This window comes from Nocardiopsis sp. CC223A, from assembly GCF_030766825.1.
Taxonomy (GTDB): Bacteria; Actinomycetota; Actinomycetes; order Streptosporangiales; family Streptosporangiaceae; genus Nocardiopsis.
In genome coordinates this window covers 139,150-155,970 of record NZ_JASFDV010000002.1, presented here as the reverse complement: position 1 = coordinate 155,970, position 16,821 = coordinate 139,150, and the positions used below count along the sequence as shown (strand labels likewise).

Genomic DNA, 16,821 nt, shown 5'->3' with positions numbered 1-16,821 from the left:
GGGAATCGACGAACCATGACCCTCACGACCACTCGCGGCGCCGCCCCGGGCCGCCGTGTCCTGCGCACGCTCACCTCGGCCTCGGCCGTCACCGCCCTGGCCGCGGGCCTCATCGCGGTCTCCGCCCCCGCCGCCTCCGCGGCACCGGTCTCCGGCGGCTCCGCCGCCTGGGGCGTCAAGGAGTCCTTCCGCAACTACGTCTCCGGCATCATCGCCAACGGCGGCTACGAGACCTCCGACGGCGCCACGAAGCTGAGCGACGGCCTGGTCGACTTCCCCACCGCGGGCGGGGACGTCGACGACGCCTTCTTCATCTCCGGCGAGGTGGAGTTCTCCGGCACCGTGGTCTTCACCGGCCACGACTACGGCCAGGGCCCGGTCCTGGAGATCCGCATCTCCGACCCGCGGGTGGAGTTCGACGGCGACACCGGCACGGTGTACGCCGACGTCACCAGCCGCGAGTTCCACGGTGCGAACCCCTTCCTGCCCCCGGGCGACCTGATCGAGTACGGCGAGGTCGCGGTCACCGAACTGACCGGCGTCGGCATCGACGTCACCGGCACCGAGATCGACTTCACGTCCACCGGCGGCACCCTGCACCCCGACGCCGTCGAGCCGTTCGCCGGCTTCTACGACGCGGGCACCGAGATGGACCCGATCTCCTTCACCACCGACCTCTCCTAGGCGTCGCGATCCGGGGACGGGCGGGCCCGTGGCTCCCACTCCGCCCGGGCCTGTCCGTCCCCCGCCGCCGGACCCCCGACACCATCCCCCTCACGATTGGAACCGAAGAATCCCATGACCAGCACGACCAGCAGCGGCACGCGCGGGAGGGTCCGCCGCGCCCTGCGCTCCCTCACCGCGTACGCGGGTGTGGCGGCACTGGGCGGCGCGCTCGCCGTGGCGAGCGCCCCCACCGCCTCCGCCGACGAGGTGCTCCCGCTCTCCGGCGGCTCCGCCGCCTGGGGCGTCAAGGAGTCCTTCCGCAACTACGTCTCGGGCCCCATCGCCAACGGCGGCTACGAGACCTCCGACGGCGCCACCGAGTCGGGCGAGGGTCCGATCGACTTCCCGACGGCGGGCGGCGCGGTCTCCAAGGAGGACGCCTCCGGTGATGTGAGCTTCGCCGGGACCGTCGTCTTCACCGGCCACGACTACGGCCAGGGGCCCGTTCTGGAGGTCCGGGTCGCCGACCCGCGCGTGGTGTTCGAGGACGGCACCGCCACGGTGTACGCCGACGTCACCAGCCGCGAGTTCCTCGGCGCGAACCCGAACAACCCGCCGGGCGACCTGGTCGAGTACGGCGAGGTCCCGGTCGCCGACCTGACCGGCGTCGAGGTCGACGTCCAGGACGAGGACCTGGTCTTCACCTCCACCGGGGGCTCCCTGCGCGAGGAGGCCGTCGAGGCGTTCGCGGGCTTCTACACCGCGGGCGCCCCGATGGACGCGCTGTCCTTCACCGCGGGCATCGACGACGCCGGGGAGGACCCCGACCCGGTGCACGACCCCCGGGTCACCGTCGACCCGGCCGCCGGCCTGGACGCCGAGGGCGACGTCGTCACCGTCTCGGGCACCGGTTTCCGGCCGGGCGCGGGCGTCTACGTCGCGCTCACCGCGATCCCGCGGTCCGAGGACTCCTACCCGGCGCACTGGTACGGCTCGGGCGTGTGGCTGCGCGGTGACACCGCGCCGGACGCGCAGGGCGCCTTCAGCACCCCGCTCGACGTCGTGGGCGCCTTCAGCAAGAGCGGCAGCGACTACGACTGCCTTGAGACGCAGTGCTACGTCGCCGTCTTCAACGACCGCAACGACCTGGCCAACCGCGACCAGGACGTGTGGACGCCGATCTCCTTCGCCGGTGACGAGGAGCCGACCGAGGAGCCGACGGACCCGACCGACCCCGAGGGGCCGCTGACCGTCCGGAACGGCCGCGCCGACTGGGGCGTGCGGGAGTCGTTCCGCAACTACATCGTGGGCTCCATCGCCAAGGGCACGATCGAGACCCGGGACGGCGCGAGCCGTAACGACGACGGCACCTTCGCCTTCACCGACGGCTCGGGCGAGGTCGACCTGGAGGCGGCCACCGCCGAGATCGGGTTCGAGGGCACCGTCCTGTTCCAGGGCCACGTCTACGGCGACGACGACCCGCTGCTGTACATGACGGTCGAGGACCCGCGCGTGGTCATCGACGGCGGCGAGGGCACCCTCTACGCCGACGTCGTCAGCAAGTCGCTGGACGACGCCGAGCTGGTCACCTACGACGACGTCGCGTTCGCCGACCTCGACCTGTCCGGCGTGCAGTACGACCTGACCGACGGCGTGCTCGCCTGGGAGCCGATCCCGGCGACCCTGACCGCCGACGGCGTGCCCGCCTTCGCGGACTTCTACGCCGAGGGCGAGGAGCTCGACCCGATCACGCTGACCGTCAGCGTCGACGAGGACGTCGACGTGCCCGGCGGCGGTGACGGCGGGGGCGACGGCGGAGGCGACGGTGACGGCGGAGGCGACGGTGACGGCGATGGCGACGGCGGGGGCCTGCCGAACACCGGTGTCGCCGTGGCCGGGCTGATCGCGGCCGCCGCGGTGGCCGTCGGCGCGGGCGGCGTGGCCATCGCCGCGTCCCGGCGCCGCCCGGCCGACGCCGGGGCCGACGGGGACGAGAACCCCGGGTCCTGACCCTCCCGGCAACCCGTGACGAGGGCCCTGGTGCCGTGCACCAGGGCCCTTCGCGTCGCGGGGACGGCCGGGGTCAGGCCATCATCTCTTCGTAGATCTTCTTGCACTCGGGGCAGACCGGGAACTTCTTCGGGTCCCGGTTGGGCACCCAGACCTTGCCGCACAGGGCGATCACGGGGTTGCCGGTGACGGCGCTCTCCGTGATCTTGTCCTTCTGGACGTAGTGGGAGAACCGCTCACGGTCCCCACCGTCGTGCGAAGTGTCCGGCTTGGTCTCACTGTCCGGCAGGACCTTGTTGAGGACGTCCATCGACATCGTTCTCACCTTTCGAAGTCTGCGTTCCACGGTATAGGGTGCCGCGTCCCGGGCCGCCCTCAGTTCATGGTGGGATCGTCCGGGTAGGTCGACAGCAGCGCCAGGTCGCCGCCCTGGCGGCGCAGCACCCGCGACCACAGCCCCTCGGGGTCGGTGGTGAACACGTCGGCCGCGACCGCGTCCAGGACGTACCACGCGCCTTCGTCGATCTCCCCGGCCAGTTGTCCCGCGCCCCACCCGGCGTACCCGGCGAAGACGCGGAAGCCGCCCAGGGCGGTGCCCTGCGCCGGTGCGGGGTCGTCCAGGTCGACCACGCCGATACCCGTCAAACCCGAGGCGGGGTCCAATCCTTCCAGAGGGGACCAGCCGGGCGGCGGCCCGTCCGGTCCCCGCGCGCCCAGCGCGATGCCCGAGCCGGCGCCGACCGGGCCGCCGGAGAACATGACGGCGGGCTCGCTGGCCAGCCGGCCCCAGTCGATGACCACTTCGGCCACGGGCAGTTCGAGCGGCCGGTTGAGGATCACACCGAGGGTGCCCTCGGGGGTGTCGTCCACGACGAACACCACCGAGCGGCGGAAGGAGTCCTCTTGGAGCACCGGGGCGGCCACGAGGAGCCGCCCGGTCATCGTCGGCTGGTCCATGCCACACCCCATACCCCGGAACGGGTCCGGGACCCGCGCCGGGACCCGTTCCGGAAGGGTACGTCAGACGCGGTCGCGGTCGTTCCTGTGGCCCCGCTGGGCGACCTCGCGGACGGCCGTGGCCACGTGCGTCGACAGGTCCGCGTGGAACACGCTCGGGATGATGTAGTTGGGGCCGAGCTCGTCCTCGGTGACCACGTCGGCCAGGGCCTCGGCGGCGGCGACCATCATGTCGGAGGTGACGTGGTGGCTCTGGGCGTCGAGCAGGCCGCGGAAGAACCCGGGGAAGACCAGCACGTTGTTGATCTGGTTGGGGTGGTCGCTGCGGCCGGTGGCGACGACGGCGGCGTGCAGGCGGGCCACGTCCGGGTCGACCTCGGGGTCGGGGTTGGCCAGCGCGAAGATGATCGCGTCGTCGTTCATCTCGGCGATGTCCTCGCCCGACAGCAGGTTGGGGGCGGAGACGCCGATGAACACGTCGGCCCCGGCCACGGCGCCCTTGAGGTCGCCGGAGTAGCCGCCCTGGTTGGTGTTCTCCGCGATCCAGCGCAGGTTGGGGTCCATCTCCTCGCCGCGCCCGGTGTGCACGGCGCCGTGGATGTCGCTGACGATCACGTCGCGGGCCCCGGCGTGCATGAGCAGCTTGAGGATGGCGGTCCCGGCCGCGCCCGCGCCGGACATGGCGATGCGGACCCCGTCGAGCTTCTTGCCGACGACGCGCAGGGCGTTGCGCAGGGCGGCGAGCACGACGATGGCGGTGCCGTGCTGGTCGTCGTGGAAGACGGGGATGTCCAGCAGCCCGCGCAGGCGGGCCTCGACCTCGAAGCAGCGGGGCGCGGAGATGTCCTCCAGGTTGATGCCGCCGAAGCCGGGGGCGATCAGCTGCACGGTGCGGACGATCTCGTCGACGTCCTGGGTGTCCAGGGCGATGGGCCAGGCGTCGATGTCGGCGAAGCGTTTGAAGAGGGCCGCCTTGCCCTCCATGACGGGCATGGCGGCCTCGGGGCCGATGTTGCCCAGGCCCAGGACGGCGGAGCCGTCGGTGACGACGGCGACGCTGTTGCGCTTGATGGTGAGGCGGCGGGCGTCGTCCTTGTTGGCGGCGATCGCCTGGGAGACGCGGGCGACGCCGGGGGTGTAGGCCATCGAGAGCTCGTCGCGGTTGCGCAGCGGCACCTTGGACTTCATCTCGATCTTGCCGCCCAGGTGCATGAGGAAGGTCCGGTCGCTGACCTTGTGCACGGTGACGCCCTCGACGGCGCCCAGGGCGTCGACGATGGCCTGGGCGTGCTCGGTGTCACGGGCGGCGCAGGTGACGTCGATGCGGATGCGCTCGTGTCCGGCGGCGGCCACGTCCAGCGCCGTGATCATGCCCCCCACGCGCTCGACCGCGTTGGTGAGACCACCCACGGCCGTGCTCCCCGCGTCCAGTTCGAGGCGGACGGTGATGGAATACGAAACGCTGGGAAGGGTGGCCACGTAGTGCTCCTCGGGTGGTGCCGGTGCTTCTGTGTCCGGACGTGCGGACGTCCCCTGGCGCGGCGGCGTTGATGCGCTGCGGGGCATCGGATGTGTGCGGTACCCCCCTGGGGCGGCATCGCGGCGGACCTCGGCTCGCGTTCGGGGGTTTCGCGACAGAGTCGCCTCACCCTACCCGAGTCAAGCCACTGGAGTCAGCACAAGCCGACAATTATCGCTTCCGTGAAAAATCAATGAATTTCACGCGAGCTTCGAGATGGCGCCGCGGGGCGGCATCACGATAACGCCGAGGGTTCAGGGAGTCTTCCCGGCGGTCCGGTCGCGGGCCGCCCGGACGATGACGTCGGCACACGCCCGCGGCGAGAGGACGGTGCCGTCGAGCACCATGTGGTAGTGCCGCGGCGAGGCGGCGTCGGCGCGGTAGAAGCGGCGGACGTAGGCGGCCCGGGCCCGGTCGTTGTCGTCGCGGACCCGCGCGGTGGGCGGTCCGCCCGCGGCATCGCGGCCGTCGGCGTCCCCGGACTCCCACAGCTCGCGGGCCCGGCGCAGCCGCGCCTCGGGGTCGCCGTCGAGCCGTACGTGCAGGGCGGTGGGGTGGTCGGCCAGGACGATGGCCCCGGCCCGGCCCAGGACGACCCCGCCGGTGTGCGCGACCTCACCGATCACCTGCTCGGTGTGCTCGACGAACTCGTGGTCGTAGAGCAGCCGCCCCTCCTCGTTGACGGTGCCGATGAAGGCGGTGTCGACGCTGCCCAGGGTGACGGTGGGCAACCGCGCGGCCCCGGCGAGGAGGCGTTCCAGCCCGCCGGGCGAGCGGTCGTCGTGTTGCAGGGCCTCGTCGAGGGAGCAGCCGATCCGGCCGGCGACGGCGCCGGGCACCGCCCGGTCCAGGAAGACCACGCCGAGGGCGGCGGCGACCGCGGGGCCGATGGCGGCGCCGCCCGCGCCGTAGGTCGCCGAGATCGTGACGACGGGGCGGGGCGGTCTGCTCGTCATGGGACACCTGCCGGGAGGACCGGGCGGGCCGGGAGGCCCGCGGTGGCAGGGTTGTACCCGCCGTCGGCCGCTCCCTACCCTCCCGGGCCGGAAACCCGGAAAGAAGGGGTGGTTTTACCGCTTTGTCCGTCTACCGGTGAGTAATAATTCCGATTTCCGCACAGCGGTATCTTCACGACGACCGGATTTCGCCTCCCTCCCCCAGGGCGTGTTCGACGGATCACTCCGCCCGCCCGTCACCCACCGCCACCCTCAGCGGACGCCTTCGGCGCGGTGTCTCCGCGGAGCCGCCGGGCCGCCTCTCGCCGCGCCGCCCGGGTTCGGCCGGCCGAACCCGGGCGGGCCCCCGCTGTGCGACACCGCGGAGCCTGCGCAGCAGGGCACAGTAGGGGCACCTCGCCGGTCGTCCTGCGAGAGATCGCCCGGCGGCCGCCCGTGTCCTTCGGCACGAGCGCCGATCCGCACGAAGGCATCCGCCGGACACGCCCTAGAACAGGGCGGAGGTGAGCCGCCGCCGAGCGGAGGCCACCGCCTTGTCGCCCGGGGGCAGCAGGTCGAACAGCTCCAGCAGACGGGCGCGGACGGCCTCGCGGTCCTCGTCCGAGGTCCGCTTGACCACCGCGATGAGCCGGTCGAAGGCGTCCTCGAACTTGCCGCCGTACATGTCCAGGTCCGCGACGGCCAGCTGGGCCGCCACGTCCTGCGGGTCGTCGGCGGCGGCCTTGCGCACGGCGTTCATGTCCACCGCGCGCAGCCGCCGGACCAGCCGGACCTGGGCGAGCTTGCTCTTGGACTCGGTGTCCTTGGGGTCGGCCTCGACCGCCTTGGCGTAGACCGCCTCGGCTGCCTCGAAGTCCTCCCGGTCCAGGGCCTGCTGCGCCTCGGCGTCGATGGGGCGCAGGTCCGTCTCCGGGACGGCGGTCTCGGCCTGCTCCGGGCCGCCCTCGCCGAACAGGGTGCCGGGGTGGCCGGGCGGCAGGGCGCCCTGCTCCTTGAGCGCGGCGAAGGCCTCGGTCAGCCAGGCGGTGAGCTGGTCCTCGGGGACCGGGCCCGCCGGGCCGGGCAGGAGCTGGCCCTGCACGACGACGATGATCATCGGGGCGGTCGGCACCCGCAGCGCCTGCACGAGCTGGGGGCTGGCCTCGCCGTCGACCTTGGCGAGGAACCAGTTGCCGCCGGAGGCCGCGGAGAGCTTGTCCAGGGCGTCCTCGACCTGCTTGGACTGCTCGGACCAGCCGGCGAGGACGGCCAGGACCACCGGGGCGGTCATGGACCGCTCCAGGACCTGTGCCTGGAAGTTGGCCTCGTCGACGTTCACGGCATAGGGGTTGGATCGACCCGCCGACTCCGCGGCGCGCTGCTTGGCCTCGCGTTCCATGGCCGCCTTGCGCGCACCGAGGTCGACGGCACTGTTCGGGGAAAAGTCCGAAGGCTGCATGTGTCCATCCTGCCGTATGCGCGGAAAGGACGCGGACCGAGAACCGGTCCGCGCCCCGTCCGGTCCGATCTCAGAAGCGCGGCGCCTCGGTGTAGGTTCCGAACTCCTCGCCCATGGTCGCGCAGATCTCACCGAGCGTGGCCTCGGCGCGGGCGGCGTCCATGATCAGCGGAACGAGATTGCGGTCCCCGGCACGCACGCCCTCCAGCAGGGCGGCCAGGGCCCTGTCCACCGCGGCGCCGTCGCGGGCCGCGCGCCGCTCGGCGAGCACCCGGCGCTGCTCGTGCTCCACCTCGTGGCCGATGCGCAGGATGTCCAGCTCGCCGGAGACCGTGGGCGTGTGGGAGTTGACGCCGACGATGCGCTTGTCGCCCTTCTCCAGCGCCTGCTGGTACTGGAACGCGGACTCGGCGATCTCGGAGGAGAAGTAGCCGTTCTCGATCCCGGCCAGGATGCCCGAGGTCATCGGGCCGATCGTGTGCTCGGCACCGTCCCCGCCGCCCATCCGCTTGATGTGCGCGAAGATCTGCTCGGCCTCGGCCTCGATCTCGTCGGTGAGCGCCTCCAGGTACCAGGAGCCGCCCAGCGGGTCGGCGACGTTGACCACCCCGGTCTCCTCCATGAGCACCGCCTGGGTGCGCAGGGCGATCTCGGCGGCCTGCTCGGTGGGCAGGGCCAGGGTCTCGTCCAGGGCGTTGGTGTGCAGCGAGTTGGTGCCGCCCAGGACGGCGGCGAGCGCCTCGACCGCGGTGCGCACCACGTTGTTGTAGGGCTGCTGGGCGGTGAGGGAGACCCCGGCGGTCTGGGTGTGGAACCGCAGCCACTGGGACTTCTCGCTCTTCGCGCCGTACACGTCGCGCATCCAGCGGGCCCAGATCCGGCGGGCGGCGCGGAACTTGGCGATCTCCTCGAAGAAGTCGATGTGGGCGTCGAAGAAGAACGACAGCCCGGGCGCGAACGAGTCGATGTCCAGGCCCCGGGACAGCCCCAGCTCCACGTAGCCGAACCCGTCGGCGAGGGTGTAGGCCAGCTCCTGGGCGGCCGTGGCCCCGGCCTCGCGGATGTGATAGCCCGACACCGACAGCGGCTTGTAGGCGGGGATGTTCTCGGCGCAGTACTCCATGAGGTCGCCGATGAGGCGCAGCTGCGGCTCGGGCGGGTACAGCCACTCCTTCTGGGCGATGTACTCCTTGAAGATGTCGGTCTGGAGCGTGCCGTTGAGGGTGCCGATGTCCACGCCCTGGCGCTCGGCGGCCACCAGGTACATGCAGAACGCGGGGACCGCCGGGCCGCTGATGGTCATGGATGTGGTGGTCCCGCCCAGCGGGATGCCGTCGAAGAGCAGGTCCATGTCGGCCACCGAGTCGATGGCCACACCGCAGTGCCCGACCTCGCCCAGCGCGTGCGGGGAGTCGGAGTCGTGGCCCATGAGGGTGGGCATGTCGAAGGCGACCGAGAGCCCGCCGCCGCCGGAGGCGAGGATCATCTTGTAGCGCTCGTTGGTCTGGCGCGCGTTTCCGAACCCGGCGAACTGGCGGATGGTCCAGGCGCGGCCGCGGTAGCCGGTGGGGTACAGCCCGCGGGTGAAGGGGAACTCGCCGGGCCAGCCGATGCGCTCGAACCCGGGGACCTCCGAGCCGGGGGGCGGCCCGTACACGGGTCGCAGTGTGCGTCCGGACAGGGAGGTGAAGTCGGCGTCGCGCTTGCGCGCGGCATCGTAGCGGCGCTGCCAGCGCTCGCGTCCGGCCTCGATGTCCTCGGCACCGCCGCCGTTGGTGCCGTTCGTGGTGTTCGCCATACCTGGATAGTAGGACGTCCAACTAAATATGTACAGGAGGGGGACCCACGGCACCGCGCGGATCCACGGACCGGGTTCAGCGCCCCTCGGCGGCCCCGGCCACCGGCTCGGGGAAGTCCCCGAAGTCGACGCGCAGCCGGGTGAACATGCGGTGCATGTCCCACAGCTCCTCGTCGGAGTAGCAGCCCAGGCCAAAGTCCAGGTCGAGCAGGACCCGGGTGGCCCGCTCGGTGACCTCGCGGCCGGCGTCGGTGATCTCCGCCAGCACGCCGCGGCCGTCGCTGGGGTTGGGGCGGCGGAGCACGAAGCCCTGCCCCTCCAGCCGGTCGATGGTGTTGGTGACGCTGGTCGGGTGGACCATGAGGCGCTCGCCGATCTTGCCCAGCGGCAGCGACCCGGAGGTGCTGAAGGTGAGCAGGACCAGCGCCTCGTAGCGGGCGAAGGTGAGGCCGAACGGCTTGAGGGCGCCGTCCAGCTCACCGATGAGGATCTGCTGCGCCCGCATGACCGAGGTGACGGCGGCCATCGCGGGCGAGGGGCCCCATCTCCGCGTCCAGTTGTCGTGCGCGCGTTCGATCGGGTCGAACGGAAGGTTCAAAGGGTTTCCCACGCCGCCACTCTATGGGTCCGACCGGAGCCCCGCGCCCTACGGTTTGTGCGCTTAGCATCACATTGCGCACAGGTCAATGCTTTGGCGTGGCCACAAGGGGACAACCGATCTCGGGGGCCACTGGTACGGCCGGTCATCTCGAAAGATCCGCATCGGACCGGCATCGGAGAGTCACCGGCCGCCGAAAACTTCGACGCGGACCGTTGACGCCCCCCGTAATTATTAGTTAAGTTTCCTAAAAATTTATCTTCCCTGGTCAGGCCCCCGGGCCCTGCAACCCCCCGATAGCAGGAGATCCACGACGTGAGAACACGACCCTTCAGGAACCGGATCGCGGCGATCCGCGCCGCGGCCCCGCGGGCGGACCACCCCTAGAACCTCCCGGTCGGCGGAGCCCTCGGCCCCTCCCCCGCCGACCGGGAACCGGACGGCGTCGGTGCTCTGATCCGGGGAGCACCGCCGCCACGGCCGGTGCGGACCGATGTGCGACGGTTCGCACCGGCCTCCTTCCTTCTCGCACACCCCGCCCCTCCACCGGAGGCCCGCCATGTCCCGCGCTCCCCCGCCCCCTCCCCGACTCCACGACACGCGACTCCTCGGGCGCACACCCGCCGTCGTCCACCGGTCCGCCCCGACGGGGCCACCGGACGGCGACTCCCCCACCTCCCGCTCACGCACTCAGGAGCACCGAAGTGAGAGCACGACGATCCCGGCTCGCGGCACTGGTCGCAGCCGTACTGCTCATCCCCCTGTCCCTCTCCCCCACCGCGGCCGCGGCAGCGGCCTCCGACGTCACCGTCACCTACGTCGAGACCGGCAACTGGGGCACCGGCTACGGCGGCCAGATCACCATCGACAACGCCGGGACCACGGCGCTGGACGACTGGACGATCGAGTTCGACCTGCCCTCGGGCACCGCCGTCACCAGCCTGTGGAACGCCACGATGAACCGGTCCGGGGACTCCTACACCCTGACCCCGCCCTCGTGGGGCGGTCCCGTCCCCGCGGGCGGCGCCTACTCGATCGGGTTCAACGGCACCAGCACCGCCGGGGCCGACACCACACCGCTGAACTGCACCGTCAACGGCGCCCCCTGCTCCGGTGAGCCGGGCGAGCCCGACACCGAGGCCCCCACGGCCCCCACCGGGCTCACCGTCACCGGGACCGGCCCCAACACGGTGGACCTGAGCTGGACCGCCGCCACCGACAACGTGGAGGTCGCCGGCTACGAGGTGGTCTCCGGCGGCGAGGTCGTCCGCGCCGTCACCGGGACCAGCGCCACCGTGACCGGGCTGACCCCGCAGACCGAGTACGGCTTCACCGTGCGGGCCTACGACACCTCCAACAACCGCGGTCCGGAGAGCAACGCGGTGACGGCCACCACCGACGACGAGGTCACCGTCCCGACCCCGCAGGACCGCCGGGTCGCCTACTTCACCCAGTGGGGCATCTACGACCGCGGCTACCTGGTGCGGAACCTGGACACCTCGGGCACCGCCGAGAAGCTGACGCACATCAACTACTCGTTCGGCAACATCAACGCCAACGGCGAGTGCTTCATGGCCAACCAGCTCGGCCAGGGCGACGCCTGGGCCGACTACGGCCGCTCCTTCACCGCCGACCAGAGCGTCGACGGCGTCGGCGACGTGTGGAGCCAGGACCTGCGCGGCAACTTCAACCAGCTGCTCGAACTCAAGGAGAAGCACCCGCACCTGAAGGTCAACATCTCCCTCGGCGGCTGGACCTGGTCGGAGCACTTCTCCGACGCGGCCCTGACCCCCGAGTCGCGTGAGCGCATGGTGTCGTCCTGCATCGACCAGTACCTGCGGGGCAACCTGCCGGTCTTCGACGGCGCGGGCGGCGTCGGCTCCGCCTACGGCGTGTTCGACGGCATCGACCTCGACTGGGAGTGGCCCGCCTCCGAGGGCCACGAGCACAACACGGTCCGCCCCGAGGACCGGGAGAACTTCACCGCCCTGGTCCAGGAGTTCCGCGACCAGCTCGACGCCCTGGAGGCCGAGACCGACCGCGAGTTCGAGCTGACCGCGTTCCTGCCCGCCGACCCGGACAAGATCGACCTGGGCTTCGAGATGGACGCCCTCATGCCGAACTTCGACTTCATCACGGTGCAGGGCTACGACTACCACGGCGCCTGGGAGGACAACACCAACCACCAGTCCAACCTGCTGGTCACCCCCGGCGACCCCGGCCCGCGGATCTTCGCGGGCGAGGTGGCCGTCGACCGCTACCTGGAACTGGGTGTGGACCCGGCCGACATGGTCCTGGGCGTGCCCTTCTACAGCCGCGGCTGGACCGGCGTCGACCCGGGACCGAACGGCGACGGCCTGTTCCAGACGGCCACCGGCCCCGCGCCCGGCACCTACGAGCAGGGGATCGACGACTGGAAGGTCATCAAGAACCTGACCGGGTACGACCTGTACCGCGACGACGCCTCCGGAACCGCGTGGCTGTACAACGGCAGCACGTTCTGGACCTACGACGACGAGATCGCCATCGCCCAGAAGACGCAGTGGGCGGTGGACCGCGGTCTGGGCGGCGTGATGATCTGGTCCATCGACGGCGATGACGCGAACGCCTCGCTCATGAACGCGATCCACACGACGCTGGGCTGATCCGCCGGCCTCCGGCCGCCTCCGACGGCGGCGCCCCGTGCCGGGGCGCCGCCGTTCCCGTGCGTCCCGGAGAAATGTTCCGGCCGGGCGATGATTTCCACGGGGCCGCCGGGTCCGTACCGGTGAGACCCGAACGAGAGGACTTCCCATGCCCGAGTCGCACACCGTGAAGACCCCCGACGGCACGCTGTACTACGAGATCCGCGGCAACGGCCCGGTGCTCGTCCTGAGCGGGGCGCCGATGGCCGCCCACGAGTTCGCCCCGGTCGCCGACGTGCTGGCCGCCGACCGGACCGTGGTCACCCACGACCCGCGCGGCATCGGCCGCAGCCCCTTGGACGACCCCGAGCAGGACTCCACCCCGGAGCTGCGCGCCGACGACCTGGTCGCCCTGTTGGACGCGCTCGGTGCGGAGCGGGCCGACGTCCTGGGCTCCAGCGGCGGGGCGGTCACCACGCTGGCCGCGGCCGCGCTCCACCCGGGCCGGTTCGGCACCGTCGTCGCGCACGAGCCGCCGGTGCTGGAGCTGCTGCCCGACGCCGCCGAGCAGCGCGCGGCCACCGAGGCGATCATCGGGACCTACCACCGGGACGGGGTGGGGGCCGCGTTCGGGGCGTTCATGGCCAACGCCGGGTTCCCGATGCCCGAGGAGGGCGGGGAGGGGCCGGGCGGCCCGGAGCAGGAGCCCGGCGAGCAGGACCTCGCGGACGCCCGCCGCTTCTTCGTCCACGAACTGCGGGGCACCACCCGGTACGTGCCCGACACCGACGCGCTGCGCGCAGGCCCGGTGCGGGTCGTCGTCGGACTCGGCGCCGAGTCCGGCCCCCTGCTCACCGACCGCACCTCCCGGGAGCTGGCCAAGCGCCTGGGAACGGACCCGGTGACGTTCCCCGGCGGACACGGCGGGTTCGCCGACGACCCCGCCGGCTTCGCCGAGGTGCTGCTGCGCACGCTCGGTTAGGCGCCCAGCTCCTTGATGACCAGGTCGGCGGCGGCGTAGGGGTCGCGGCGGCCCTCGGCGACGTCGCGGGCCGCGGACTCCAGGACGCCGTCGTCGCCCACCCCGATCCGGGAGCGCAGCAGGTCCAGCACGATGGCCTGCACCTCCTCCCGGGCGCGGCGGCGGCGCCGCTCGGCGAGCCCGCCAGCGGACCCCAGGTGCGCGAAGTGCGCGTCCAGGCGCTCCCACAGCTCGTCCACGCCCTCGTCGCGGACGGCGACCATCATGACGATCGGCGGCTTCCACTCGTCGTCGGCGCGGTCCTTCATCGCGACCATCTGGCGCAGCTCGCGCAGGGTGGACTTGGCCCCCTCCCGGTCGGCCTTGTTGACCGCGAACACGTCGGCGACCTCCAGCACGCCCGCCTTGGCGGCCTGCACGGAGTCGCCCATGCCCGGGGCGCACAGCACCACGGTGGTGTCGGCCTGCCCGGCGATCTCCACCTCGGCCTGGCCGACGCCGACGGTCTCCACCAGCACCACGTCGAACCCGGCGGCGTCCAGCACCCGCAGGGCGTGCGGGGCCGCCCAGGACAGCCCGCCCAGGTGGCCCCGGTTGGCCATGGACCTGATGTACACGCCCGGGTCGGTGGCGTGCTCCTGCATGCGGACCCGGTCGCCCAGCAGCGCCCCGCCGGTGAACGGGGACGAGGGGTCCACCGCCAGCACGGCCACGCTCAGGCCGCGGGCCCGGGCGGCGCGCACCACCGCGTTGGTGGTCGTGGACTTGCCCACGCCGGGCGACCCGGTGAAGCCGATGATCCGGGCGCGGCCGGTGTGCGGGGCCAGCCCCGCCATGATCTCGCGCAGTTCCGGGGAGCCGTTCTCCACCAGGGTGATCGCGCGGGCCAGGGCCCGGCGGTCGCCCCGCAGCAGCTTCTCGACCAGTCGGGGGGTGTCCATGCGGCTCCTTCCATGCGCAGCCGGCTGCGCGGCGGCGGGGCGGCGGCTCGTGACCGCCGCCCCGCCGCTCCAGGTGCGTCGTGACTCCGTGCGGGGCCGGTCGGCCCCGGGGACACGGTGGGGAATGACTATTTTCTGCGAGGAGCCCCGGGCCGCCGGGACCGACGCGCGAGCGCCCACGGGCCGGGAGGGACCGTCCGCCGCCGGGCCGCCCGTCGAGGGCGGTGGCGGGCGACGGGCGGGGAGGCCAGGGCCCGGGGAGGGCACGGCGCGGGAGTCTCCCGGTGCGCGCCCTCCCGGCGGCGGGTCGCGCCCTATTCGGCGGGCACCGAGAACAGCAGCGCGTCGCCCTGGCCGCCGCCGCCGCACAGCGCGGCCGCGCCCAGCCCGCCGCCGCGGCGGCGCAGCTCGTGGACCAGGTGCAGGGCGATCCGGGCGCCGGAGGCACCGATCGGGTGGCCCAGGGCGATGGCGCCGCCGTTGACGTTGACGATGTCGGCGGACACGCCCAGGTCCTTCATGGACTGGATGCCGACCGCGGCGAAGGCCTCGTTGATCTCGATGAGGTCGAGGTCGGCGACCTCCCTGCCCGCCTTGCCCAGCGCGTGCCGGATCGCGTTGGAGGGCTGGGAGTGCAGGGAGTTGTCCGGGCCCGCGACGTTGCCGTGCGCGCCGATCTCGGCGAGGACCGGCAGGCCCAGCTCCTCGGCCTTGGCCCGGCTCATCACCACGACGGCGGCGGCGCCGTCGGAGATCTGCGAGGAGGACCCGGCGGTGATGGTGCCGTCGCGGTCGAAGGCCGGGCGCAGCCTGCCCAGGCTCTCGGTGGTGGTGCCGGGGCGGACGCCCTCGTCGTGCGAGAACACGACCGGGTCGCCCTTGCGCTGCGGGATCTGGACCGGGACGATCTCCGCGTCGAAGAGGCCCTTCTCGGCGGCCGCGGCGGCGCGCTGGTGCGACCGGGCGGCGAACTCGTCCTGCTCCTCGCGGCCGATGCCGAGCTTGCCGTTGTGCCGCTCGGTGGAGGCGCCCATGGAGTCGCCCTCGAAGGCGTCGGTGAGGCCGTCGTGCGCGGTGGCGTCCAGGACCTCGATGGAGCCGTACTTGTACCCGTGCCGGGACTTGGGCAGCAGGTGCGGGGCGTTGGTCATGGACTCCATGCCGCCCGCGACCACGATGTCGAACTCGCCCGCGCCGATGAGCTGGTCGGCCAGGGCGATGGCGTCCAGGCCCGACAGGCACACCTTGTTGACGGTGACCGACGGGACGTTCATGGGGATCCCGGCCTTGACCGCGGCCTGTCGGGAGGGGATCTGGCCGACGCCGGCCTGGAGCACCTGGCCCATGACCACGTACTCGACCTGGTCGCCGTTGATCCCGGCGCTGTCGAGCGCGCCCTTGATCGCGAAGCCGCCCAGGTCGACGGCGGAGAACCCGGCGAGGGAGCCGAGGAGTCGTCCGGTGGGGGTACGAGCCCCACCGACGATGACGGAACCGGGCATGGTAACTGGCCTCCAAGTGATCGGTGACGCACCTGGTCTGCAACGATACCCACACAGCCGTTGGCCGCCATCGAGAGGTTCACACGTTGAGCAACGTCCCTGATCGCGCCGTCCCCTTCTCCGGTCTCACCCGTCTGGACCACGTCGGCATAGCCTGCCGCGACCTGGACGCCGCGATCGAGTTCTACCGGTCCACCTACGGGTTCGAGGTGGAGCACGAGGAGGTCAACGAGGAACAGGGGGTGCGCGAGGCGATGCTCCGGATCAACGGCACGGACGACGGCGGTGCCACGTATCTGCAACTGCTGGAACCGACCCGGCCGGACTCCCCGGTGGCGAAGTTCCTCGCACGCAACGGGGAGGGCGTGCATCACATCGCGTTCGGCACCGGGGACGTGGCCGCCGCGGCGGCGGAGGTCGGCGGCAGGGGCGTGCGCGTCCTGGACGCCGCGCCGCGGCGGGGCACCGCCGGGTCGCAGATCGTGTTCCTGCACCCGAAGGACTGCGGGGGCGTGCTCACCGAACTGGTACAGAGCACCCACTGACACCGCGGTCCCCGGGGGTCCCGCCGCCCTCCGACGTCACGGGGGCGTTCCGGACACATCACATCTTGTGCGCCGGTCGCGGAAGCCACCGCAAACCCCACCGGAAGTTACCCGAAACCCTCTTCCCAGGGGTTCCCCGCTTGATAAAGTCGGTTGGCCACCGGATGTGAATCTCCGGTCGTCAGGTCCACGTCCTGTGATCCGGTGGACCGGGTCGGCCGCGCCACCCAACCCTCGCGCCGCGGCGGGCCGGTACGCACGGAACGCACCGACGGCGTCGGCGAT

At 72.1% G+C, this 16,821-nt stretch carries 14 protein-coding genes; 5 read left to right on the top strand and 9 right to left on the bottom strand.

Annotated features, from left to right (window positions below):
* Window positions 1-15 precede the first annotated feature (15 nt).
* Window positions 16-684 (top strand): HtaA domain-containing protein, encoded by a 669-nt coding sequence (locus QJS33_RS01765; RefSeq protein WP_306366043.1) that lies wholly within the window; start codon window positions 16-18, stop codon window positions 682-684.
* Between the two features lie 114 nt (window positions 685-798).
* Complete coding sequence (locus QJS33_RS01760; protein ID WP_306366042.1) at window positions 799-2,676, top strand: HtaA domain-containing protein; 1,878 nt, start codon at window positions 799-801, stop codon at window positions 2,674-2,676.
* Window positions 2,677-2,749: 73 nt separating this feature from the next.
* Here the strand turns inward: QJS33_RS01760 and QJS33_RS01755 are convergent, their stop codons facing one another.
* From QJS33_RS01755 to QJS33_RS01725, 7 genes are all read right to left on the bottom strand, one after another.
* Window positions 2,750-2,992, bottom strand: a complete 243-nt coding sequence (locus QJS33_RS01755) for a DUF3039 domain-containing protein (RefSeq protein WP_073379644.1) — start codon at window positions 2,990-2,992, stop codon at window positions 2,750-2,752.
* A gap of 59 nt (window positions 2,993-3,051) precedes the next feature.
* The gene (locus QJS33_RS01750) at window positions 3,052-3,633 is read right to left on the bottom strand and encodes a YqgE/AlgH family protein (RefSeq protein WP_306366041.1); all 582 of its coding nucleotides are present in this window, start codon (window positions 3,631-3,633) and stop codon (window positions 3,052-3,054) included.
* Window positions 3,634-3,696: 63 nt separating this feature from the next.
* Window positions 3,697-5,112, bottom strand: coding sequence for an NAD-dependent malic enzyme (locus QJS33_RS01745; protein ID WP_306366040.1), 1,416 nt, complete (start codon window positions 5,110-5,112; stop codon window positions 3,697-3,699).
* A gap of 294 nt (window positions 5,113-5,406) precedes the next feature.
* Window positions 5,407-6,108, bottom strand: a complete 702-nt coding sequence (locus QJS33_RS01740; RefSeq protein ID WP_306366039.1) for an AAA family ATPase — start codon at window positions 6,106-6,108, stop codon at window positions 5,407-5,409.
* Between the two features lie 487 nt (window positions 6,109-6,595).
* On the bottom strand, window positions 6,596-7,546 hold the full coding sequence (locus tag QJS33_RS01735; protein ID WP_306366038.1) for a tetratricopeptide repeat protein: 951 nt from the start codon (window positions 7,544-7,546) through the stop codon (window positions 6,596-6,598).
* Window positions 7,547-7,616: 70 nt separating this feature from the next.
* Entirely contained in the window at window positions 7,617-9,344 is a 1,728-nt protein-coding gene (locus tag QJS33_RS01730; RefSeq protein WP_306366037.1) for a methylmalonyl-CoA mutase, read from the bottom strand.
* Window positions 9,345-9,420: 76 nt separating this feature from the next.
* Window positions 9,421-9,942 carry a MarR family winged helix-turn-helix transcriptional regulator gene (locus QJS33_RS01725; RefSeq protein ID WP_306366066.1) on the bottom strand — a complete coding sequence of 174 codons (522 nt, stop codon included), beginning with the start codon at window positions 9,940-9,942 and terminating at the stop codon, window positions 9,421-9,423.
* A 704-nt stretch (window positions 9,943-10,646) separates the two neighbouring features.
* Here QJS33_RS01725 and QJS33_RS01720 point away from each other — a divergent pair.
* Window positions 10,647-12,587, top strand: a complete 1,941-nt coding sequence (locus QJS33_RS01720) for a glycoside hydrolase family 18 chitinase (protein ID WP_306366036.1) — start codon at window positions 10,647-10,649, stop codon at window positions 12,585-12,587.
* Between the two features lie 148 nt (window positions 12,588-12,735).
* The gene (locus tag QJS33_RS01715) at window positions 12,736-13,548 is read left to right on the top strand and encodes an alpha/beta fold hydrolase (RefSeq protein ID WP_306366035.1); all 813 of its coding nucleotides are present in this window, start codon (window positions 12,736-12,738) and stop codon (window positions 13,546-13,548) included.
* Here the strand turns inward: QJS33_RS01715 and meaB are convergent.
* Window positions 13,545-14,489 (bottom strand): methylmalonyl Co-A mutase-associated GTPase MeaB, encoded by a 945-nt coding sequence (gene meaB, locus QJS33_RS01710; protein ID WP_306366034.1) that lies wholly within the window; start codon window positions 14,487-14,489, stop codon window positions 13,545-13,547. The two genes, QJS33_RS01715 and meaB, sit on opposite strands and share 4 nt — an antisense overlap.
* A 314-nt stretch (window positions 14,490-14,803) precedes the next feature.
* Window positions 14,804-15,991, bottom strand: a complete 1,188-nt coding sequence (locus tag QJS33_RS01705; protein ID WP_306366033.1) for an acetyl-CoA C-acetyltransferase — start codon at window positions 15,989-15,991, stop codon at window positions 14,804-14,806.
* A gap of 86 nt (window positions 15,992-16,077) precedes the next feature.
* Between QJS33_RS01705 and mce the strand changes: the two genes are divergently transcribed.
* Window positions 16,078-16,536 carry a methylmalonyl-CoA epimerase gene (mce, locus tag QJS33_RS01700; RefSeq protein WP_306366032.1) on the top strand — a complete coding sequence of 153 codons (459 nt, stop codon included), beginning with the start codon at window positions 16,078-16,080 and terminating at the stop codon, window positions 16,534-16,536.
* Window positions 16,537-16,821 lie beyond the last annotated feature (285 nt).